The sequence below is a fragment of the Polyangium sp. 6x1 genome (genome assembly GCF_029946515.1).
Taxonomy (GTDB): Bacteria; Myxococcota_A; Polyangia; order Polyangiales; family Polyangiaceae; genus Polyangium.
The window spans coordinates 674,524-695,939 of record NZ_JARZHH010000001.1 but is presented as its reverse complement, the minus strand read 5'-3'; the positions used below and the strand labels follow the sequence as shown (position 1 = coordinate 695,939).

Below are 21,416 nucleotides of genomic sequence, written 5' to 3'. Positions count from 1 at the left end.
AGGATTCGTGGGCTGGCCCTCCGAAACGCGCCCATTTTCGGCTGCCGCGTGGTGGTTGCACCGGTTGCACCCCCCTGTTGCACCCGTTGCACCCGTTGCACCCCTACTTCTTGAACGCCTCCGGGTCGATCCCGTACCGCTTCATCCAGCGCTGCACCTGCATCCGCGCCTTGCCCGTCGCGCGTGCGACGGCCGAGACGTTGCCCTTGTGCTCGCGGAAGAGCCGCACGAGCTCCTCGCGCAAGGGCTCGCCTTCGCCGTCCTTTGCCGTCGCAGGCGCCTCCGCGGGCGCCTCGTCGCGCGCCCAGGACGGCAGGTGGTCGAGCGTGACCTCGCCCCCGGCCGCGAGCGCGAGCGCCGCGCCGAGCACCTTCTCGAGCTCGCGCGCGTTGCCCGGGAACGCATGCTCGAACATCGCGCGCGCCGCCGACGGATGAAGCCGCACGCGCGCCGCCTCGGCCCCCGCGTGACGCTCGATCAGCGAGGCCGCGACGAGCCACAGATCCTCGCGACGATCCCGCAGCGACAAGAGCTCGACGCGATGACCCGCGAGCCGATGGAAGAGGTCCGCGCGGAACGTGCCCGCCTCCACCATGCGTTCGAGGCCGCGATTCGTGGCCGAGACGAACCGCACGTCGACCTTCACCGGCGCCGTCGCCCCCACGGGCCGCACCTCGCGCTCTTCGAGCACGCGGAGCAGCGCCGCCTGCGCGGGCGGCCGGAGCTCGCCGATCTCGTCGAGGAACAACGTGCCGCGATCGGCCGCGCGCACGAGGCCGGGACGATCCTCGAGCGCACCCGAGAACGCGCCGCGCCGATGCCCGAAGAGCTCCGCCTCGACGAGCGACTCCGGCAGCGCGCCGCAGTTCACCGCGACGTACGCCCCCGATCGCCCCGAGAGCGCGTGGATCGCGCGCGCCGTGACCTCCTTGCCCGTCCCCGTCTCGCCCGTCACCAGGATCGGCAGCGTCGCCCGCGCGATCACCGCGAGCGTCTCGTACGCGCGGCCGAGCGCGGGCAAGAGCGTCGCGAGGCCGGGCGCCTTCGCCTTGTCCCACGAGACCTCGACGATGGGCGGATCGTCGGGCGCGACGCCGAGTCCCTCGCGGAAGACGAAGAACGTGCGGCCGAGCTCGATCAGATCTCCGTCCGCGAGCGCCGCGCGCGTGATCGTCTCGCCGTTCACGCGCGTGCCGTTCTTCGAGCCGCTGTCCTCGATCGTGAACCGGCCGAGGACCTTTCCGATGCGCGCGTGGTTCGTGGACATCCAGGCGTCGTCCACGCGCACGGCGAGCCGCCGTGATGGTACGTGCTCAAACGATCGCGCGGAGCCGCGGCCGAAGGTGACCTCGTCGAGGCCCGCGAGCGAGAGGCGCGCGGCGGGGGCGAACGGGCGGTGGCTCTCGAGGCAGAGGAACAGGAGCGGCGCGCGGATCACCCCGCGATCGCTGCCCGCGTCTCGCGTCGGCGAGAGCGTCTTCGTGTCGCTGCTCGTCATCGAAGAGCCGTTTTACTTCATGCGGCGAACGAAGTCGCGCAGGCCCGGATCCGCCCCGGCCCAGGCCTTGTCCACGGCGACGTCGAGCTCGCGCGCTTCGTCCGGCTTGCCCGCCGCGCGGAGCATCTCCGCGAGCCGGATGCGCGCCGCGATCGCGTCGAACGGCGCACGCCACGGGAGCACGAGGCAGTCCCGGTACGCCTCCTCCGCTTCTTTCTTCGCGCCGCGCGTCTCCAGCGCGAGGGCCTCTTCGAAAGACCCTCGCTTGCCCTCGGCCGCTCCCTTCTCGCGCCCGAGCAAGCGGCGGATCCGCTTCTCGTCCTTGGCGAGCGCCTCCGCTTGTTTCTCGCGCCCGAGGGCCTTCTGACGCCCGCCTTCGAGTCTCCAGGCTTCGAGCGCGTCGTCCACGCGCCCGGAGAGGAGCATCGCGCCGATGCGCAGCGTGGCGCCTTCGTGGTTCGCCTCGGGATCGGGCTCGCCGAGGAGCTCCTCCGCGGCCGTGATCGCCGCCGCCCCGTCGAGCGAAGCGAGCGCGATGAGCGCGCGATCCCGCGCGAGCCCCGCGCGCGTCGCCGACTCCACGCCGAGGATCCGCCGGAGCGCCTCCGCTTCGCGCGCCTCCTCGATCCGGCCTGCGCTGAGCAGCGTCGGGACCCACATGCCCCGGAGCTCCGGCAGCGTCGCGCTCGTCCAGCCGAGGAAACGCGAGAACCGCGCGTCGTCCTCGTCGGCCGAGGGGAGCGCGCAGTACAGGATCGGCAGCGCCATCGTGGGCCAGCGTTTGGCGAGCCAATCCGCCATCGGCAACGTCTGATCCGTCACGATGCACCCGCACGACGTGTAGAGCGCCGCGAAATCCGGGTCCTCCGCGAGCTCGCCGTACGATTGGAGCAGGAGCGTCACGCCCCGGCCCACCTCGTCGTCGTTCGCGGGTTGTACGTACGTGCGGAGCAGGCCTTCGATGACGCTCGCGCGACCCTTGGGCAAACCCTGGAGGCGCCCGAGCGCGGCTTCCTTCGCCGCCCGGCTTTTCGCCGGATCTTCCTTGTTCCGCAGATCATACGCGAGGAGCGCATGCGGCACGGCCGATCCTGGGTCTGTCCGGACGAGCGCTTCCGCTTCGACGCCGTCGCGCGCCGCGAAGCCGAACGCGCGCCGCCGCACGAAGCGCTCGATCCGGAACGCGCTCGCCTCGTCCGAAGCGCCCCATCGCACGAGGTACTCCTTCGACGGAGCCGGCCGGGTGAGCGCGGGCAGGAGCGCCTGGATCGCGGCGTTCGTCGCGGCGATCGGCGTCTCGCCCTTGCCCTCGGCCCGCTTGCCGGCGATGGCGAGCGTGACCTTCGTCGTGCCGTCGCCAAGCTCCGCGGTCACGTCGAGCTGCGTGGCGGGTTCGTTCTTCCAAACCACGCCGAGCTCGACCGCGAGGCGCGCGCAAGCCCCTTTGCCGAGCGCGTCGCCGAGCTTTTCCGTGGCGCCCGGCCCGGTGATCGTCGCGGCCGTGCACTGGACCGCTTCGACGATCACGGGGGGCGCGGGCCGCGGAGGCGGCGTCGGGGCCTCCGGGTTTCGTCGCAGGAGCAAGACGCCGCTCACGGCGAGCGCCGCGATCCCGAGCGCCGCCGCGATCCTCCGCCCGAGCGATCGCCCGTTCGCCTTCGGCTCGTCCGCGGGCGCCTGCGAGATCGCCGCGGCCTCCTTCACGGTGACGACCTTCGGGTTTGGCGCGGCGCTCTTCTCTTCGCCCCCAAACGAAAGCGTCCGCGTCCGCGGCTCCGCGTCCGCGACCTCGGGCACCGTCTCCGCGTCCGGCGAGGCCACGCGCGCGCGTGGCTCCGGCGCCGCCTGCATCGCGCTCTCCGCCTTCACGTCGAGCGCGTACGCGAGCGCCTCGGCCGCCGCGCCTGCGCTCGGGAAACGATCCACGGCTTCCTTCGCCGTCGCCCGCGCGAACCACGCGTCGAACGCGGCGGGCAGCGTGACGCCGGCTTTCGCCGCGCGCGTCGAGGCGGGCTCTTTCGGCCCGTCGAGCGTCACGAGCGCGAACGAGAGCGTGTTCTCCGAGGCCTTCGCCTCGTCGGCCCAGTACTCGCGCCCGGCGAGCAGCGAATACGCGACCATGCCGAGCGCATACACGTCCACCTGCGGACCGACCTTGCCGTTGCGGAGCTGCTCGGGCGCCATGTAGAACGGCGTCCCGACGGCCGCGGTCGATCCTGCCGTCTCGGCCACGCGCTTCACCACGCCGAGATCGAGCAGCTTGATGCGCGGCGCCTCGCCCGCGCGCTCGGCCACGAACAGGTTCGACGGCTTCAGATCGCGATGCACGATCGACGCGGCGTGCAGCGCGTCGAGCCCGCGCGCGGTCTGCGTGATCCACGTCGCGACCTCCTCGGGCGGGAGCGGGCCGAGCCGCGCTTTCCTGCGGCCGAGGTCCTCGCCGCGCAGCAACTCCATCACGAGGAACGGGCTTTCGGTCGCCTCGTCGACGCCCGCGTCGAGTACCTCGACGACGTGCGCGCTCTCGACGAGCGCGGCGGCGCGCGCTTCGAGCCGGAACCTCTCGCGCAGCGCCGGGCTCTCGGCGACGTGCGGCAGCATCACCTTGAGCGCCGAGGGCCGCTCGGTCTCGAGGTGCCGCGCCTCGTAGACCTCGCCCATGCCGCCCGCGGCGATTCGACGTACGAGCCGGTAACGTCCGGCGAAGACCGTGTTCTCGGGGAGCATGGGGACGTGATCGAGCGAGCCGGATTCTGCACGGTCTCTCGGAGGCGAGGTATCTTTTTGGTATACTCGCCGAATCCTTTGGCAGCGGCCTCGGGCCGCGGAGAGGTTCGCGATGGTTACCTTGGAGGATGGAAAGCGATGGTGCGTCGCCCTGGCCATCACGCTCGGCGCATTCGCTTGCTCTTCGGGCGGCGGCGAGAGCGCGGGCGGCGGCGGCACGGCTGGCGCGGGGGGCGTTGGGGGCGTTGGGGGCCCGGGCTCGGGCGGCAATGCGGGGACGATGGCGGTCGCGTCGTCGTCGTCGAGCGTGGGCGCGGTGGCGAGCTCATCGGCGAGCGTGGGCTCCGGCGGCGCCGGCGGATCGATGGGGTTCGTATGCGACCCGCCCGCCGAGCCGGGCAGCCTCTACGAGCACGCGGTCGAGTCCTACGACGTGAACGACATCGACGCGGTGCCGCTCTGCAAGTACCGCGGGGAGGTCTTGCTCATCGTCAACACCGCGGCCGCTTGAGGCTATACACCGCAATATGCGGGCCTCCAGGTCTTGGAGGAAAAGTTCAGCGGTCAAGCGTTCCACGTGCTCGGCTTTTTGAGCAACGACTTCGGCAATCAAGGAGGTTCGGACGAGCAGATCGGCGGGTGCATCGACAGCTATCATTTGAGCTTCAAGCAATTCGCGATCGGCCACGTGAAGGATCCGGACGGCGCCGGGCCGGAGACGCCGCAGCCCGTGTGGCAATGGATCCTCGCGCAGCAAAACCCCGGCCCCGCGCCCACGATCGAGCCCTTGTGGAACTTCCACAAGTACCTCATCTCGAAGGACGGAAAGCTCGTGGCGCAGTGGACCTCGTCGACCTATCCCGGCGACGATCCCCAGAACCCGAATGACAGCTTCGAGACGAACCCCATCGTCCAGGCCATCGAGGCCGAGCTCGCCAAATAGCAAATTCGTTTCAGCGCGCGTGCCGGTGCTCGACCATCAAGCAACGGTCCTGCACGACCTCGATCCCCGCGGCGGCGAGGCGCTCGGCGACCTCGTCGTTGCGGATGCCCGACTGTAGCCAGACGACCTTCGGGCGTTTTGCGAGGATGTCGTCCACGTGCGGCGGGAGGTCGCTCGGGCGCCGGAAGACGTCGAGGATGTCGATCTCGCCGGGCACGTCCGCGAGGCGCCGATAGACGGGCTGGCCGAGGATGCGCGTGACGTCGGGGTAATACACGGGCACGGGGACGACCTCGACGCCCGCGCCCTGGAGATACGCGGGCACGTAATGGGCGGGCTGGTCGGATTGCTGCTCGGTCTTGATGCCGAGGACGGCGACCCGCTTTGCATGGCGGGCGATCTCCGCGATGCGCCGGCTGTCCGTGACGATGCGTCCCTTCGGTTCGGCTGTGGCCATGCGGCGGAGCCTAACCACGGGCGCCGGGGCGCGCACGTCACGGCTTCGGGACGAACAGGAATTGGCCGCTCTTCGGCAAGCTCGCGTCGAAGCGGAAGAGGGTCGGCGTCTGCTTCGCGTCCTTCTTGTCCTGCACCGAGCGGGGAACACGCTCCTTGACGAACTTCGCGAGCTCCTCGTCCGTCACCACGTGATCCTCGTTCGCGTCGGCCCCCGCCGTGCCCGCGGCCGAGACGCTGAGCCCTTCGAGGAGGAACGCCGTCATCGCCGAATGCCCGCCCCAGGCCCACGCGCGCTCGTCCGGGTCGTCCTCCCACGCGCGCTGGCCCTTGCTGCCTGCCGTGAGCACGACCTCGGCGCGCTCTTTCCACAAGGAGCCGAGGTGCGTCTCGAGCTCGTCGTCGCCCTTCGCGCCCACGGCCCACCCGCTGTAGCAGCAATCGAGCAGGAGCATCACGTGTTTCGAGGGCACGCCTTTGCGGATGTCGCTCACGAGGTCCTGCATGTCCCAGCCTTTGTGCGAGCTCGGCAGGCTCGCGAGCTTGCCGAAGAACTCCGCGGGCTGGAGGACGCCGTAATCCTGGCGCGCGCCTTTGATGTAACCGCCGTGGCCCGAGTAATAAAAGAGGAACGAGCTGTCCTCCTTGTCGCCGAACCGCGCGCGGAATTTCTCCACGGCGAGCTTGAGGCCCTCGGCCGTCGGAGCGCCGTCCGCCTTGTCGCCCGGCGCGGGCTGGTCGACGAGGTAGATGATGTTTTCGCGCTTGTAGCCGTATTTGTGGACGAGCAGATCGCGCATGGCCCGCGCGTCGCGGCAAGGCGAATGCAAGGCGTGCTCGCCCTCGTAGCCGCACACGCCCGCGATGAGCGCGTAAGGCTCGATCGAGCGAGGGCCGTCATTCTTCGCGATGAGGCTGATCACCTCCGCCGCAGGCAGCGGATCCCCCTTGCTGCCCCGCGGACGGCCCTCTTTCGCGGGAGAGGTCGCTTCGGTCGTATCGCCGTCCGAAAGGGCCGCCGGCCGCGCGTCTGCGACCGCCGCGGGTTTGTCCTCTTTGCGCAGGAAAAAACCAACCCCGAGCGCCCCCGCGAGCGCCGCGGCCGCGAGCGCGCCCGCCGCGACGAGCCGCCCGCGCCCGTTCCCCTTTCGAATGGGCCGGAGCCGCAATTCCTTTTCGAGGCATGCGACGACCTCCTCGAACGAGAGCGCCGTCCCGTCGCGCGGCGCCGCCGCGAGTGTGCCGCCGTGATCCTTGCCGTCGTACCAGGGCGCCGCCTCTTTCCCTTGCGCCGCGCGCGCTCGGTTTTCCCGCTCCCCGAGCGCCTTCGCCAGCAGCCCGACCTTCGCGCGGCTCGCGGGATCGGCGCTGAGGACGATCATCTTGTTCTCCTGCTCGACGAGCAGGAGCGGATATCCACGACCGCCCGGCGCGCGGGCGTCCGTCCTCGCCCACAGCTTGAATTGCGTCGCGATCGGCCGCTGAATGCAGAGCAGCGGGAGCGTCCGCGCGACGCCGCCGCTCATCGACGCAGGCAATGCGGCGACGAAGCCCAGGCTCCGACCGAGGTCCTCCTCGTAGAGCTTGTGGTCCTGCGCGAGCAGCGCGACGAACCGTTCGAGCCGCGCCTCACCCGCGACGAGGTCGTCGTCATAGAGGCGCGCGCCCGCGGCGAGCTTTTTCCCGACGATCGCGCAAAATGCGAGCGCGTCGTCCAGGAATGCCTCCCGCCGCGGCGGGTCTTCGAGCAAATGGTGCTGCGCGAGCGCGAGGTAGACCGCCTGCGTCGCGTGCTCGGGTAGGACGCGGTCCGGCCAGAGGCCCTGGCGCACGTCGCCCGCATACCGGCACATCGCCTCCCACGCGGCCGGGAGCGGCTCGCCGCGGCGCTTGCAGGTGAGCAGGTAAAGCGCCCAGACCTCGTCGAGGTGCGGAAACGATCGAATCGCGATCGTGGCGCCTTCGAGCGCGGGCCCCTCGGCGGCGAACGGGGCCTCGCCGCGAAAGACGAGCAGCGAGAGCGAATCGTGCCCCGCCGCGGCCTTTCGATCGAGCCAGAGCGTCGCGCCCTCGGGGCGGACGCCGTCCGCGGCCCATACGAGCGAGAGACCTGCGAGAGGACCGGAGACGCTCATGGTGACGTTCCTCGACGATTATTGTTCGAGCGATCGGGCCTGGAAGAGCTCGCCGGCAACCTTCTTGAACTGCGCCTGGGTGGGCTTTTTCGCGAAGACCGAAGACCGCACCATCTTGCCGCCCGCGAGCGCAGGATCCATCGTCACGGCGCCGCTCGCGTCGATGCGATACGCGCGGTCGGCCACGCCCGCGGAGGGCGTCCCGGTGAAAAGGACGAGGTCGAAGCGGCCGTCCTGATCCGTGTCGTAATAGGTCCACTCGGCGCCGTCGCGATGCAGGAACGCGAATTCGGGCTTGAACTTGCCGCCCGTGATCACTTCCTGCGCCGAGAGTTTGCCCGGGGCGGGGCTGTCCTTGTTCACGTCGACGATGAGCGAGGTCGACGTCATGCCCGCCGAGACGATGACGGCCTTGTCCCAGCCGGTCTTCGGGCCGAACGCGGTGCTCCATCGCGAGGTGTCGCCGAAGCTGAAATAAATGCCTCCGTGCCGCAGCGGATCCGGGAACGAGTCGAGCCCGTCGTCGGCGATCGCCGAGGTCGCCGAGGGAATGGCGCGCACCGCCACGCGGCCGAGCCGCGTCGCGAGCGTGCCATTTTCGAGCAGGCGCGGGCGCAACATCTTGCGGCCCACGTGCTCGGGCGCGGGCTCCTTCCGGCCGTCGGGGCCGAGGCGGTACGCTTCGAGCGCGACGCCCGTGCCGACGCGGCTCGTGTACGTGAGGAAATCGAATTTGCCGTCGTCGTTTCGATCGTAATAGACCCAGAGCCGCGGGCCCTGCGCGATCATCGTGGCCTCGGCGTCCACCGCCTGCTTTTCGAGGAGCGCCTGCGCCGCGTCGTTCTTGTGGACCTCGCCGAGCGTGCCCTGATCGACGTCGAAGACGAATCCATGGCTGTAGACCGAGCGCGTGACGAGCGTGTCCGTGCGGCCGTCGCCGTCCATGTCCTCGATCGCGACCTCGCGGCCGCCGCCGAGCAGCGGGCTCGGGAGGTTTTCCGCGAGCTCGCCGCCGCGCGACTCGACCATCGACGCGCCGAGCGTGATCGCCCCGAGCCGCGCGAGCGCGCTTCGCTCGGCGGTTTGTCCGACGAGATCGGGCTGGATCATGGGGCCGCCCGAGCCGAGCGCGTCGTCGCGGCCGAGCTTGCCGTTCTTGCCGATGCGGTAGCCGTGGGTGACGCGGCCCGAGCCCCGTTCGTCATGAAGAACCACGTCGTACCGGCCGTCGTCGTCGGTGTCGTACCAGGCGAAGCTGCCGGCCGGCGTGGCCAGGTAGATGACCTCCGCGTCGAACCCGCGCTTGCCGTAGAGCGCGGCGACGTCGGGTTTGCCCGCGCCCTCGCCGATCGTGCTCTGGTCGAGATCGTAAAACCGCGCCATGGCCGCACGGCCCTCGGTGCGCAGGACGTCGTAGCGGCCGTCGAGATCCGCGTCCTCGATCGTCGCCTCCTCGCCGCCGTCGAACCACGGGTCGGGCAGGACGTCCGCAGGCTGGACCGGGATCTCCGAGAGGAACGCGCGGATCTCGGAGACGTGCACGTGGAAGGTCGCGCGGTTCTCGCTGTTGCCGTAGCCGAAGCTGTTCAAGCCGACGAGCTCGTTCCCACGATTGACGAGCGGGCCGCCGCTGTCGCCCGGCCAGTTCGGGCAGGTGGATTGCACGACCATGAGGGGTTTGTCGTGTTCTAACACCTTCTTCAGGCCCTCGAACATCTCCTGCTTGCGCTTCGGGCATGCGTCGTCGCCCGCGGTTTCGGCTCCGCTGCACTCGAGCGAGACGAGCTGCGAGAGGTGCGTGGCGAGCTTGCCGACGGCCGCGACCTCGCCGTCCTTGATCGCCCAGACGAGGCCCGAGCCGGCGTGGCCGAGGCTCGCGACGGGCTCGCCAGGGGCCGGATCCTTCGCCGCCGGGCGGATGAAGGGCAGGTCTTTGGGGTTGCCTTCGAGCTTGATGATCGCGAGGTCACGCACCGGATCGGCCTTGTGCACCCAGGCCGTGATCGGCTTGTTCGTGCGCTCCATGGCGCCCGATTTGTCGATCTTGCCGAGCTCGACCGAGACCTTGATGCGGAAGTCCTCGCGCTCGCCGCTGTCGATGACGTGGTTGTTCGTGAGGATCCAGCCGGTGGGGCCGACGATCACGCCGGTGCCGAGGCCCGTGGGCGTCCGGATGATCACGGTGGCCGGCGCGACGGCGCGGTAGTTCTCGCGCACGTCGCCCTTGCCGCCCTCGGGCAAGGACGCGAGGGCGCTCTTCGTGCTGGCGGCGTCGGGGCTCGGCAAAAGCTCGGCGCGGCGCAAGAGGTCGAGCATGCCGCGGCTCGGGACGCGCGCGGAGCTCGGCGCCTGGGCCTTCGGCGCGTCGGCTTTCGCGGCCTTCGCGGCGGCGACAGGTTCGCTCTTCGCGCTCGCGGGATCGGGCGGAGGCGCGGGCGTCGCGCCGCCGCAACCCGCGACGAGGGGCCCGAGGATCGCCGCCGCGACGTACCCCGAGGACCCGCCCACCTTGCCGAACCATCGCTTGCCCATGTGTTTCCTCCGAGCGCGCTACCGCTCTCGACCCATACCAAATTCGGGGCCGTTCAGAAACCCCCGGCCGCGAACGGTGCTTCGCGCGGTCCCCTTGGACGGCCGATGTCACTGGATCTTCGAGGGCCAGGGGTGCCGAGCGCCACGAAAGGCCCCGCGGGCGGGTGTGGTTTTGCCGCTGCTTCGGGCTTCGAGTCCTTGCATTCAGGAGCGCCCTGCCCGATGCTTGGAGCTCGGAGGAATAACATGCGCACGAAACGAACCTTTTTCCTTTGCGCGTTCGCTGCTTTCTCTCTCGGCGGCGCGGCGCTCGGCGTGGGCTGCTCCGGCGGTGAGAACTCGGCCTCGGGCTCGGCCAACACGGGCGGCAACTCGTCCGGCTCGTCGCAGGGCGGCGGCGGTAATGGGCAAGGGGGCGGCGGCAATGGCGGCGGCGATATCAACTTCTTCGACGCCGGGCCGGGCGACGGCGGCTTGACGGAGGACAGCGCCTGCGTGAGCCAGAGCTCCGAGGCGACGCTCGTGAAGAAGCCGGTCGACGTCATCATCTTGACCGACAACTCCGGCAGCATGAGCCAGGAGATCATCGGCGTTCAGAACAACATCAACGTGAACTTCGCTCAGATCCTGGATCAGAGCGGCCTCGATTACCGCGTCATTCTGATCGGCAAGCACGGCAGCGCGAACGGCTCGCAGTCGGTGTGCATCGAGGCGCCGCTCTCCGGCATTCCCGCGGGCGGCTGCGCGACGCCTCCGGCGCAGCCCGTGAACAACCCGGGCAAGTTCTATCACTACAGCGTCGAGGTCGCGAGCCACGACTCGCTCTGCAAGGTCCTCTCGACGTTCGGCGTGCAGGATGAGTTCGGCTTCGCGCCGACGGGCTGGAAGGAGTGGCTGCGGCCCGACTCGTTCAAGACGTTCATCGAGCTCACGGACGACGGCGTCTCCTGCAGCTACGGCGGCACGACCTACAACGACAGCAACAGCGTGGCCGGTGGCGGGACGGCCGCAGACAAATGGGACGCGGCGCTGCTCGCGCTGTCGCCGGAGAACTTCGGCACGATCGAGAATCGCAATTATCGGTTCTACAGCATCATCGCGATGGCCTACAACGACCCGGCGACCAAGCCGTGGGAGCCGAGCGATCCGATCATCACGGGCGAGTGCCCGACGGCCGCCGATCCGGGCACGGGATACCAGGGCCTGAGCAACATCACGGGCGGGCTCAAGTTCCCGCTCTGCGACACGACCTCGTATGACGCCGTGTTCAAGGCGATCGCGGACGGCGTCGTCGCGGGTGCGCAGGTCGCTTGCGAATTCGGGATTCCCGATCCGCCCATGGGCACGACGGTCGATCTGAACAGCGTCGTCGTCGATTACACGCCCGGCGACATGTCGCCGAACAAGCAATTCAAGCAGGTCGCGGACGCGGCGGCGTGCGCGCTGGACGCGTTCTACATCGACAAGGACACGAAGCAGATCATCCTCTGCCCGGACACCTGCGGTGTGGTCAAGAACGACGCGGCGGCCAAGATCGCCGTGCTCTTCGCCTGCGACCCGGGCGGCGCCAACTGATCGGTTGAAAAGGATTTATGCTCATTCGTAAAACGATCGTGACGGCCTCGGTCCTCGCCGGGTTGGTCCTGGCGTGCGGGCCCGAGGCAAACAATACGACGGGCGGCGGCGGCTCCGGCGGCGCGGGCGGCGGCGGCGCGGGCGGCGGCGGGACCGCGAAGGATCCGGCGGGACCGAAGGATCCGGACGCCGCGCTGAAAGCAGCGATCATCTTCGGGAGCTGCATCCCGGATGGCCACGTGGACAGCTGGCTCCGTGATTTCTACGCGGAGCGCGCGGGCGGCGAGGAGCTCAACGTCCGCGACTACACGCAATGCCTCGCGAGCAAGAGCAACGGCTGCAAGGCCGTCGAGGAGTGCCTCGGGATCACGGCCGATCTCAGCGGCCCCTGCCAGACCTCCTGCACGGGGAGCGTGCTCGAGACCTGCGACGACCAGCTCGCATTCCACGTCGATTGCAGCGTGCTCGGACGCGAGTGCTCCGCGGAGCAGAGGAATTGCGTCGACAAGAGCGTCCCGGTCGGGCCGGCCTGCAGCTACGACACGTACGTGGAGTCCTGCAAGGATGGCGCTCCCCTGACGTGCGACAACGAGGCGGAGACGAGCGGCCCCGTCTGCGCCGATTACGGGCTCGCGTGCAAGGCGCGGCCCTTCGGCGGCTTCGGGTGCGCCGGGACGGGCGCGACGTGCCAGTCGAACACGGAAAGCGCGCTCGGCATCGACTACTGGTCGGGCCTCGGGTGCGACGGGGCGGAGCTGCGCGCCTGCATCAACGGAGGCGAGCAAGCGGTCGATTGCAGCACGCTCGTGAAGGGGTTTGCCTGCAACACGGGCCCGGGCGGGACGAGCTTCTGCGGGCTCGAGGGCGAATGCGATCCCTACGAGGGGACCCATCCGACTTGTGATGGCGACTCGATCGTCGTCTGCAATGCAGGTCGGGTCGACAAGGTCGACTGCAAGTCGCTCGGCTTCACGGGGTGCAACGCGGACTGGGGTCGGTGCAGCCCGACGATCTACGACCAATTCCCCGCGCCCCAGCCCGAGCCCGGGCCGTGATTCCGCAGGCTGTCGATAAACTTGCTGTGCGCCCTGGATCGTCGGTCGTCGTCCTCGGAATACGCCTGTATTCCTGCGTCCTCCTCCCTAGCTCCAGGGCGCTCGCGGCGTTTCTCGACAGCCTGCTAAAGTCCCCCGTCTCGTAGCCACTCTCCAAATCGCTCGCCCATCATCAATGCCGTGACGTTCGTGTTCGTACTGACGATCGTCGGCATGAGGCTCGCGTCCGCCACGACGAGGCCCGAGACGCCACGCACGCGGCCGCGGCCGTCGGCGGCCGCCTCGGGATCCCCCTCCGGCCCCATCGGGACCGTGCCGGCGGGGTGATACCCCGAGCCCGAGCTCCATTCAATCCAGCGCGAGAGCTCGGGCCGGCTCCGGAGGACGCGGTCGCTCGGCCAGAAAGGGACGACGAGGTCCCGCATCGGCTTCGTGCGCGCGACGTGGCCGGCGAGCTCCATGGCCTCGACGGCGCAGGCGCGATCGTCGGGGTGCAGGATGGTGTCGAGCTCGATGAGCGGCTTCGCCGAAGGATCGGCGCTCGTCCAGGTGATGCGGCCGTGGCCGCGGGGTTTGCCCACGCAGCAGGAGATGCCGACGAGCGGCATGTAATTGCCGGGCCAGGCGAAGAACGAGAACGGCTGGAGCTGCATGTCGCTCGGAAAAGGGCTGCCCTCGGAGGTGTATCGCAGCACCGTTTGAATGAGGGGATGCTGGATGCTGGAGAAGCCATAGTTTTTCGGGACGAAGAGGGCGAGGGAGCCCGGGTGATCGAGCAGGCGCGCGCCCACGGCCGGGACGTCGGAGACGACCTCCACGCCGAGCCGTTCGAGCAAGGCGCGCGGACCGATGCCGGATCGAAGGAGGATCCCCGGCGTGGCGATCGCCCCGGCCGCGAGGACGACGCGGTTCGTCGAGACAACCTCGATCTCGCCGGAGGTCTCGACCTCGAGGCCCGTGACCTTGCCATTGTGGAAGAGGACGCGGCGCACGGTCGTCTGCGGCCGGATCGTGAGGTTTTCCCGGCGGCGGACGTCCTCGCCGAGGTACCCGCGCGCGGCGCTCATGCGGACGCCGCCGATCTTGTTCATCGGCTGCGGGCCGACGCCGAACGGCTCGGGGTCATTTTGATCGGGGCAGGCCGGGAAGCCGAGGGCGCGGCAGGCCTCCATGAAAGCGACCTGGAAGGGCGTGAGCTCCGCCGGCGGGTGGCGCCGGATCGGAATGGGGCCGCCGCGGCCGTGCCAGCGATTCTGGACGTCGTGATCGTCTTCGAGGCGCTTCAAGGCGGGCAAGCACGCGTCGAAGCTCCACTCGGGCAAGCCGAGCGCCGCCCATTCGTCGTAATCGTAGGGCTGGCCGCGGAGCGCGATGCAGGTGTTCACCGCGGAGGAGCCGCCGACGACCTTGCCGCGCGGATACATGAAGGGCTTGTGCCCCGGCATCGGCAGATAGGTAAAACCCCAGTCGTGGGCGGTCATCGAGTTGCGGGTGCCGTCCACGAGGTCTCCGGGCAGGGCCCCGCTCGGCGGATAGTCGGGCCCGGCCTCGACGAGTAGCACCTCGCGATCCGCGCGTTCCGTCGCGCGGGCCGCGATCACAGCGCCGGACGAGCCGGCGCCCACCACGATGGTCTCCGCATGCATGCGCCCGAGCCTACCATTTTTCCGCGGCGGTTCACGCTGCCCGGACGCTCGTGGTTCCATGGCAAACGGTTTTACAGGAAGACCCGCTTCACCTCGGCGGCGAGGGGCTTCTGCGCCCAGTCCGAAGGCAAGTGCCCGAGGGCGAGGGCGATCTTGCCGGCGGCGCCGGGGCGATCGGCGAGAGAGAGGCCCGCGAGGGCCGCGGCGATCGGGGCCGGGAGGCCGTCGGGCGCAGAGTCGCCGTGGGGCATCGTGAGGAGCGCGAGCACGAGGAGGGCGAGACGTTTGTCGTCGGCGGACATTGCGCCGAGCTTGGCGCGCAGGGTGACGGTGGTGCGGCGGAGCTCGGCGCGGAAGAGGCCCTCGCGGGCGGTGTGGCCACGGCCGACGAGGGCGGCGACGGCCGCGAGCGTGGCGCCGAGGTCGCCGTCGAAGAGGCCGTCGGCCTTTTGATGGAGGAGGAGCGCGCGGAGGCCGCCGTCGTCGGCCGAGAGGCGCGGGGCCGCGGGCGGCGGGCCGCCGGGCGGCGCGGATCCGGGAGGAGGCGGCGGGGCCGCGAATGCGGGGGGAGGCGCGCCCATGCCGGGAGGCGGGGGCGGGGCTCCCGGGACCGGCAACGCCGAACGGAAGGAAGGGGCGGCCGACGCCGGGGCGCTACGCGCAGGAGGCGGCCCATAACCGCCCATCGGCGCCGGACCGTTGTGGATGGGAGGAAGACCTAGCGCGACGTTGCGCGGCATGGGCAGGGCCATCGGGACCTTGCCTTCGATCGTCACGTTGCGATTCTCGGGATCCACGCCAACGAGCGCGACCTTGCGGTTCACCAGGCCAAACGTCGTCCCGAGGCCTTCGAGCGTGTCGTCGTCGTCCGGATCGAATCGATACGTGAGCCGCTTGTTGCGGAGCAGCGCCCATAACGTGGCCGCGCCCTCGGCGCGCGCGTCCGCGGGCACGGCGAGCGAGAGGGCGACGCGATGCTCCTCGCCGTCCGCGCGTTGCCCGAGGAGCACGAGGCGATCGCCCGGCTCGATCTTGCCGCGGAACGCGAAAAGGACAGGCTCGGCGGCGAAGAGGTCGATCGGGCCGGGGGGTTCGAGCATCTTCGGGCCCTTGCGCTCGCCGTCGCGCTCGACGAGCACCCGAATGCCCGTCCAGAGCGGCGCGGTGATCGCATTCTTGAGCCGCACGAGCGCGCGCTCGAGGTCCTCGTTCGTCGCGACGGGCATGTACGTGCCGCCGCCGAGCTGCGCGAGCTCGGCGAGCATCGAATGCTGGACGGCGTCGCCGATGCCGAGCACGTGCAGCCGCGTGTCGATGAGCTGGTCTTTGGCGGTTTTGAGCACGTTCGCCGCGTTCGCGACGTCGCCGTCGGTCATGAAGACGACGATCTGGAGCCGGGAGATCTGGTCGCGCGGCGTAGGGTTTGTCCAGGCAACCGCGACGTCCGTGCCGAGCCGCGCCGAGAGCGCCGCGCGGAGGGCCCTGGACGCCTCGGTGCCGCCGCGCGCCGTGATGCGCGCGATGAAATCGTCCGCGGCCGCGAGGTGCTCGTCGTCGAAGGGGACGGGCGCGACCGCGAGCGCTTCGAGTTTGTCGTCGAACGCAATCACGTTGAAGCGGTCCTCGGGGCCGAGCGAGCGCAGGGCCCCGCGCACGGCGCGAATGGCCGATTGCATGGGCGCGCCGCCCATCGAGCCGGAGCGATCGACGAGGAACGTGACCGCGCGCGGGACGACGAGGCCCTCGTCCGCGAACGCCGGCGGGATGATGCCGACCGCCGTGGACGGGCCATTCTGATCGGGGCCTTCGGTCGCGTCGTGGCGAATCCAGAACGCAGGTGCGTCGCCGCGGGGACGATTGGAGAGCTCGATCTGCACGTCGCGGTCGAGCGGGGCGTCGCGCACCTCGATCAGCCGCGCGCGCGCGCCGGCCTGCGAAATCGTGGTGGAATGCGAGGTGCACCGGAGGTCCGGGGGTTCGTCCGGGCCATGCTCGATCGTGATGTCGACGCTGGCCCGCGCGGCGAGCGTCGTCGGGCGGGGACGATCGAGCGCCGCGGCCTCGGTCAGCGTGACGTCCGCCCCGGTCTCGACGTAACGCGGCATGTACGTGAGCGGGACGATGAGCCGGTGGCCGTGGGCGATCGGAAGGAGCCTTTGATCGACCGTGAGCGCGACCTCGACGTCCTCGCCGGGCTCGATGGGCGCGATGCGCAATCGCGCGAGGTCCTCGCCCTCGGATTCGCCGAGCGCAGCCGATTGTCCGGCCTCCACGGCGCGCGTGTACTCGGCGCGGGCCCGTCCGCGCGCGCGGATTTTTCCTTCGATCGTGCGGCCGCCGAGCTTGACGACGAGCTCGCGAAGGGCGGCCATGGGCGGCAGCGGAAAGACGAGGTCCCCCTCCAGCGTGCGGCCGAGGTCGTTGTGGAACGTGACGACGATCCGAGCGCGCGAGAGGAGGCCGTCGACGTGGATGTCGGCGCGGACGCCTCGCACGGAGAGGAAATCGCCCTCCTTCGCGTCGCAGAGGAGCACGCCGTTGTCGTTCGGGGCGGGTTTTCTCGGCTCCTTTCGTCGTTTTTGCGGCTTGCCCCACGGCGCGCTGCGCGGCTGGGTCCAGACCTCGGGCGGGGCCTCGATGCGCAGGCACGTGTCGCAGATCTCGATCACGTCGCCGGGCGCAAGATCGAGCGGGCGCTGGATCGGTTCGGCATTGACGAACGTGCCATTGGACGAACCGAGATCCTCGACGCGGATCCTGCCGTCCTGGCATTCGATCCGGGCATGGCGCCGGGAGGTGCCGATCGATCCGAGGAGGACGTCGCAGCCGTTTCCGCGGCCGAGCAGGACGGTCGGCTTGTCGAACGTCTCGCGCGTCTCTTTCCCCCTCGCCCCCTCGATGACGACCGTGAACATGCCCGCCTCCTCACACACGCATTTCAGGATCGTTCCCTGGCGTCAAGGGTTGACGCGCTGAGCTTCAGCTTCCTAGCATGCTCGCAATGCTGGCCGAACGCCTCGGGACCGCCGAAAAAACGGGCAAGCTCGATCTGCGCGGCCTCGTGCTCGGCCAGGTCCCGCCCGCGATCCGCTCCCTTCGGAACCTCGTCGAGCTCGATCTCGGGAGCAATGCCCTCGCCGAGGTGCCCGCGTGGCTCGGCGAGCTTTCGTCGCTGGAGGTCCTCCGGCTCGAACGCAACGCCCTCGAAGATCTGCCCCGCAAGCTCGGGCGGCTCGACAAGCTGCGCGTCCTCGATCTCAGCCACAACAAACTCCCGTCGGTGCCGTCGTTCGTCGCGGATCTGCCGGCGCTCGCGTCGCTCGACCTCGGCCAGAACCGCGTCGAGTCCGTGCCGCGGTGGCTCGCCGACCGGAAGGCGCTCCGCGCGCTCGTGCTCGGAAAGAACCCGCTCGACGCGTTCCCGGAGCCAGTGCTCGCGCTCTCGGGCCTCACGGAGCTCGGGCTCGCGGGGCTCGGGTTCGAGGCGCTGCCAGGCGATCTCGGCGCGCTCGCGGCGCTCGAGAAGCTCGACCTCGGGGACAACCGCCTCTCGGGGCTGCCCGCGTCGATCGGGACGCTCGGTGCGCTCGCGGCCGTCGTGCTGCGCGGAAACAGGCTCACGGCGCTGCCGCCCATGCTCCCGGGGCTCGGGCTGCGCGCGCTCGACGTGTCGGGCAACCGCATCGGCGCGCTGCCGCTCGCAGGGCACGCATGGGAGGCGATGGAGGCGCTGGAGCTCGGCGACAACCCGCTCGTCACGCTGCCCGAGGAGGTCTCCGCGTTCACGGCGCTGCGGCGGCTCGATCTGCGGAGCACGTGGCTCGAGAGCCTGCCCGACGTGCTCGCGCGGCTCACGGGGCTTCAGACGTTGCTCGTCGCCGGGTCGCCCGTGGGACTGCGCGATGGCAAGCCGCCGGACGTGATCTTCGCGCTGGAAGGGCTCGAAGAGCTCGATCTGTCGCTCACGGGGATCACGGCGCTGCCCGAGTCGATCGGCAGGCTCACGCGCCTCAAGTTCTTGTGGCTCCAAGGAAATCCGCTCGCGAGCGTGCCGGACGTGCTGCGGTCGATGAAGCACCTCGAAGAGCTCGACCTGACGGACACGCCGTTCGGTCGCACCGAGGAGGTCGAGGCGCTCACGGTCGCGCTGCCGACGGCCCGCGTGGTGTGCGTCGATTGGGCGGCGACGTACCGCTCGATGCTGGAGGACGTGTACATCCTGCGGGATGATACGGGGCTCGATGATGTCGAGATCGCGAAGTGGGTGATCGCACGCGAACGCGGGGGGCGTTTGCCGGCGGCGGGGCGGCTGCGGCCGGTGGACGAGGAGGTGCTCGCGCGGCTGCACACGCTGGTCTTCGTGCAGGCGCCGCGGCGGCGCGCGACGACGCGGGCCGCGGTGGGGGTGCTGGTCGATCTCGTCGCCAAGGATCAGCTCGGCTGGCACGAGGTGCTGGAGCAGATGCTCGAGGGCGCGCAGGCGAGCGGCGGGACGAAGAGCCGTCGCACCGGAGACATGGGGCGATGAAGGAGGAGGCAGCGCGGATCGCCGAGCTCGAAGCGGAGGTCCGGGCGCTGCGCGCGCGCGTCGCGGAGCTCGAAGCCGCGGCCGTGGGAAAACCAGAGGCGTCGGAGGAGCGCTTCGACGAGGCGTTCGTCGGCTGGAACGCCGAGGGTCTCGTGCGAGCGACGATCGGCTGGAGCCTCGAAGGGGCCGTGACGCGCTGGAGCGAGGAGGCGGCGCGGCTCCTGGGATACGCGCGCGAAGAGGCATTGGGGATGCCGATCACGGACCTGATGGGCACCCATCGGCGGACGGCGGAGGAGCTTCGGCAATGGGCCGACCGGATGATGGCGCGGCCCGCGGCGGCGATGCGGACCCCCTTCACGACGCGCGACGGGCGGCCCATCCAGCTGCAATGGTCGCACACGGTGCTGCGCGGCGCGGAGGGGCAGCCGACGGAGATCCTGTCGGAGGTCGAGGACGTGACCGATCAGCAGGCGACGGAGCGCGCGCTGCGCGATAGCCAGCGGCTCTTGCTCGCGGTGCTCGACAACACGCCGAGCTACGTGTTCGTCAAGGATACGCAGGGGCGGTTTTTGATCGTCAATCGGCAGGTGGAGACATACCTCGGGAAAACGCGCGCCGAAATCGCGGGGCTGACCGATTACGACATTTTTCCGCGCGACCTCGCCGCGTTTTTCCACCGGCAGGACGATGAGGCGCTCCGGACGGGCCGCGCCATGCAGTACGAGCAGACCTTGCCCTCGCCGGACGGGCCGCTCTCGTACCTGGCGCTGAAGTTCCCGGTGCTCGACGCGCAGGCGAACCCGATGGCGATCGCGGTGATCTCGACGGACATCACCGAGCGCAGGCGCGCCGAGGAGGAGCAAGCGATGCTGCGCGAGCAGGTGATCGAGGCGCAGCGGGCCGCGCTGCGGGAGCTCGCGACGCCGTTGATGCCGCTCGCCGAGGGGGTCGTGGCGCTGCCGCTCGTCGGCGCGATCGACGAGGAGCGGGCCGACGAGATCATGCATGCGCTGCTCGACGGCGTGAGCCGGTATGGCGCGCACACGGCGATTCTCGACGTGACGGGGGTCCGGAACATGGACGCCCACGTCGCGAGCGCGCTCGTGGCCGCCGCGCGCGCGGCCGAGCTGCTCGGGGCGCGCGTGGTCATCACGGGGATCCGCGGCGAGGTGGCGCAGACGCTCGTGCACCTCGGCGAGGGGCTCGGCGGTCTCACGACGCGCGGGACGCTGCGGGCAGGGATCGCCTGGGCGCTCAGGCGCTGACGTCGGCGCGGTAAGGTTCGAGCGTCGCGCGGAAGGTGTCGGTCCAGGGGACGGGCCGGTGCGTCGTGGGATCGACGCGCACGACGGTGCGGGTGCCGCGGGCGAAGTCCTCGTCCTGGTCGGTCGGCAAGATGCGAAAGCCGAAGGTGAGGCTCGACCGTCCGAGCTTCTCGACCCAGACGCGGACGCGCACGTCACGGACGCCGACGACGGGCCGGAGGTATTCGATGTTGTTCGCGCGGACGAAGTGGAACTGGTCGGGGTTCTTCTGGGCGTCGAGCACGCCGCCCCACCCGATGTGCTTCCAGAAGGAGCCGATCGTGCGCTCGATGAGCAGGAGATACCGCGCGTTGTGCAGGATCTGGAAGGCGTCGAGGTCGTCGAAGTAGACGCCCATGAGCGTCTCGTGAAAGCGCGTCATGGGGGCGGAGGGTAGCAGCTAGAACATCGAGCGGTTTGGACAACCGCTCGATGTTCTAGCCTTGTTTTGTCCCGAGGGGGACGCCTCGCGTCCCCCTCTCGTCCGGGCAAAGCCCGGACGATTCACCCCCCGAGGCGAGCTCGCTTCGCGATCTCGCTGAGCGCCGAACAGTTCGGCGCTCTAGCCGGACGTGTCGAGCATCCCCGTGGCCCACGCGCGCGTGGAGGCGGCGCGGAGGGCGGCGACGCGGACGACGAGCACGACGCAGCCCGGGAGATACACGCGCGAGACGCGCGCGCCGAGCGGGACGAGGACGATCGCGACGACACAAACGACGACGCCGATCCACGCGAGGGCGACGCCGAGCGCGCGCAAGCGTTCGCGAGGGACCGCGGGCACGAGCGCGACGAGCGCGAGGTATCCAGCGAGGAAAAACGAGCGGTGCGCGAGCGCCGAGCCGACGAGCGCCACGAGGAGCCCCGCCGACGCGAGGATCGGGAGCGGCGCTTCGGATGGGGGCGTACGCGGAGGTGCCTTGGCCATAACGGCGATCGCGGCGAGGTTCGACCCGATACGATACCCCGGCGCTTCGCAGAGGTTCGCCAAGAAATTGTCTCCGCAAAGCAATTCGG

The 21,416-nt window shown here is 70.0% G+C and carries 14 protein-coding genes and 1 pseudogene; 6 read left to right on the top strand and 9 right to left on the bottom strand.

The window, feature by feature from the left end:
- Window positions 1–103: 103 nt before the first annotated feature.
- Together QHF85_RS02815 and QHF85_RS02810 are read right to left on the bottom strand one after the other, a co-directional pair.
- A complete protein-coding gene (locus tag QHF85_RS02815; RefSeq protein WP_281325458.1) occupies window positions 104–1,498 on the bottom strand; it encodes a sigma 54-interacting transcriptional regulator in 1,395 nt (464 codons plus the stop codon).
- 12 nt (window positions 1,499–1,510) lie between these two features.
- Window positions 1,511–4,225 (bottom strand): serine/threonine protein kinase, encoded by a 2,715-nt coding sequence (locus tag QHF85_RS02810; RefSeq protein ID WP_281325457.1) that lies wholly within the window; start codon window positions 4,223–4,225, stop codon window positions 1,511–1,513.
- A 112-nt stretch (window positions 4,226–4,337) separates the two neighbouring features.
- On the opposite strand from QHF85_RS02810, the gene QHF85_RS02805 reads away from it, so the two are divergent.
- On the top strand, window positions 4,338–4,736 hold the full coding sequence (locus QHF85_RS02805; protein ID WP_281325456.1) for a hypothetical protein: 399 nt from the start codon (window positions 4,338–4,340) through the stop codon (window positions 4,734–4,736).
- Window positions 4,737–4,748: 12 nt separating this feature from the next.
- Window positions 4,749–5,168, top strand: a pseudogene (locus QHF85_RS02800) (hypothetical protein); the annotation flags it as partial.
- 10 nt (window positions 5,169–5,178) lie between these two features.
- Here the strand turns inward: QHF85_RS02800 and QHF85_RS02795 are convergent.
- From QHF85_RS02795 to QHF85_RS02785, 3 genes are read right to left on the bottom strand one after another with little or no spacing between them, the layout of a single operon-like run.
- Window positions 5,179–5,625 (bottom strand): CoA-binding protein, encoded by a 447-nt coding sequence (locus tag QHF85_RS02795; protein ID WP_281325455.1) that lies wholly within the window; start codon window positions 5,623–5,625, stop codon window positions 5,179–5,181.
- 37 nt (window positions 5,626–5,662) lie between these two features.
- Complete coding sequence (locus tag QHF85_RS02790) at window positions 5,663–7,759, bottom strand: caspase family protein (RefSeq protein ID WP_281325454.1); 2,097 nt, start codon at window positions 7,757–7,759, stop codon at window positions 5,663–5,665.
- 18 nt (window positions 7,760–7,777) lie between these two features.
- Window positions 7,778–10,291: a serine protease gene (locus QHF85_RS02785; protein ID WP_281325453.1), complete on the bottom strand. Its 2,514-nt coding sequence runs from the start codon at window positions 10,289–10,291 to the stop codon at window positions 7,778–7,780.
- Window positions 10,292–10,537: 246 nt separating this feature from the next.
- Between QHF85_RS02785 and QHF85_RS02780 the strand changes: the two genes are divergently transcribed.
- A complete protein-coding gene (locus tag QHF85_RS02780) occupies window positions 10,538–11,866 on the top strand; it encodes a hypothetical protein (RefSeq protein WP_281325452.1) in 1,329 nt (442 codons plus the stop codon).
- 17 nt (window positions 11,867–11,883) lie between these two features.
- On the top strand, window positions 11,884–12,921 hold the full coding sequence (locus QHF85_RS02775; protein ID WP_281325451.1) for a hypothetical protein: 1,038 nt from the start codon (window positions 11,884–11,886) through the stop codon (window positions 12,919–12,921).
- Window positions 12,922–13,046: 125 nt separating this feature from the next.
- Here the strand turns inward: QHF85_RS02775 and QHF85_RS02770 are convergent, their stop codons facing one another.
- Both QHF85_RS02770 and QHF85_RS02765 read right to left on the bottom strand, forming a co-directional pair.
- A complete protein-coding gene (locus tag QHF85_RS02770) occupies window positions 13,047–14,567 on the bottom strand; it encodes a GMC family oxidoreductase N-terminal domain-containing protein (RefSeq protein WP_281325450.1) in 1,521 nt (506 codons plus the stop codon).
- Between the two features lie 71 nt (window positions 14,568–14,638).
- On the bottom strand, window positions 14,639–17,482 hold the full coding sequence (locus QHF85_RS02765) for a VIT domain-containing protein (protein ID WP_281325449.1): 2,844 nt from the start codon (window positions 17,480–17,482) through the stop codon (window positions 14,639–14,641).
- Window positions 17,483–17,568: 86 nt separating this feature from the next.
- Here QHF85_RS02765 and QHF85_RS02760 point away from each other — a divergent pair, with 86 nt between their 5' ends.
- Window positions 17,569–19,095: a hypothetical protein gene (locus QHF85_RS02760; protein WP_281325448.1), complete on the top strand. Its 1,527-nt coding sequence runs from the start codon at window positions 17,569–17,571 to the stop codon at window positions 19,093–19,095.
- Window positions 19,092–20,363, top strand: coding sequence for a PAS domain S-box protein (locus tag QHF85_RS02755; protein WP_281325447.1), 1,272 nt, complete (start codon window positions 19,092–19,094; stop codon window positions 20,361–20,363). The genes QHF85_RS02760 and QHF85_RS02755 overlap by 4 nt, the downstream gene beginning before the upstream one ends.
- On the opposite strand, the gene QHF85_RS02750 is transcribed toward QHF85_RS02755, so the two are convergent.
- Together QHF85_RS02750 and QHF85_RS02745 are read right to left on the bottom strand one after the other, a co-directional pair.
- A complete protein-coding gene (locus QHF85_RS02750; RefSeq protein ID WP_281325446.1) occupies window positions 20,353–20,784 on the bottom strand; it encodes a thioesterase family protein in 432 nt (143 codons plus the stop codon). The two genes, QHF85_RS02755 and QHF85_RS02750, sit on opposite strands and share 11 nt — an antisense overlap.
- A 180-nt stretch (window positions 20,785–20,964) precedes the next feature.
- Window positions 20,965–21,390, bottom strand: coding sequence for a hypothetical protein (locus QHF85_RS02745; protein ID WP_281325445.1), 426 nt, complete (start codon window positions 21,388–21,390; stop codon window positions 20,965–20,967).
- Window positions 21,391–21,416: the final 26 nt, after the last annotated feature.

Excerpts from the sequence above, each read along its gene's own strand:
- QHF85_RS02765 (WP_281325449.1), bottom strand. The coding sequence starts at position 17,482 with ATGTTCACGGTCGTCATCGAGGGGGCGAGGGGGAAAGAGACGCGCGAG.
- QHF85_RS02750 (WP_281325446.1), bottom strand. The coding sequence starts at position 20,784 with ATGACGCGCTTTCACGAGACGCTCATGGGCGTCTACTTCGACGACCTC.
- QHF85_RS02810 (WP_281325457.1), bottom strand. The coding sequence starts at position 4,225 with ATGCTCCCCGAGAACACGGTCTTCGCCGGACGTTACCGGCTCGTACGT.
- QHF85_RS02795 (WP_281325455.1), bottom strand. The coding sequence starts at position 5,625 with ATGGCCACAGCCGAACCGAAGGGACGCATCGTCACGGACAGCCGGCGC.
- QHF85_RS02785 (WP_281325453.1), bottom strand. The coding sequence starts at position 10,291 with ATGGGCAAGCGATGGTTCGGCAAGGTGGGCGGGTCCTCGGGGTACGTC.
- QHF85_RS02815 (WP_281325458.1), bottom strand. The coding sequence starts at position 1,498 with ATGACGAGCAGCGACACGAAGACGCTCTCGCCGACGCGAGACGCGGGC.
- QHF85_RS02805 (WP_281325456.1), top strand. The coding sequence starts at position 4,338 with ATGGTTACCTTGGAGGATGGAAAGCGATGGTGCGTCGCCCTGGCCATC.
- QHF85_RS02770 (WP_281325450.1), bottom strand. The coding sequence starts at position 14,567 with ATGCATGCGGAGACCATCGTGGTGGGCGCCGGCTCGTCCGGCGCTGTG.
- QHF85_RS02775 (WP_281325451.1), top strand. The coding sequence starts at position 11,884 with ATGCTCATTCGTAAAACGATCGTGACGGCCTCGGTCCTCGCCGGGTTG.
- QHF85_RS02780 (WP_281325452.1), top strand. The coding sequence starts at position 10,538 with ATGCGCACGAAACGAACCTTTTTCCTTTGCGCGTTCGCTGCTTTCTCT.
- QHF85_RS02790 (WP_281325454.1), bottom strand. The coding sequence starts at position 7,759 with ATGAGCGTCTCCGGTCCTCTCGCAGGTCTCTCGCTCGTATGGGCCGCG.
- QHF85_RS02760 (WP_281325448.1), top strand. The coding sequence starts at position 17,569 with ATGCTGGCCGAACGCCTCGGGACCGCCGAAAAAACGGGCAAGCTCGAT.
- QHF85_RS02755 (WP_281325447.1), top strand. The coding sequence starts at position 19,092 with ATGAAGGAGGAGGCAGCGCGGATCGCCGAGCTCGAAGCGGAGGTCCGG.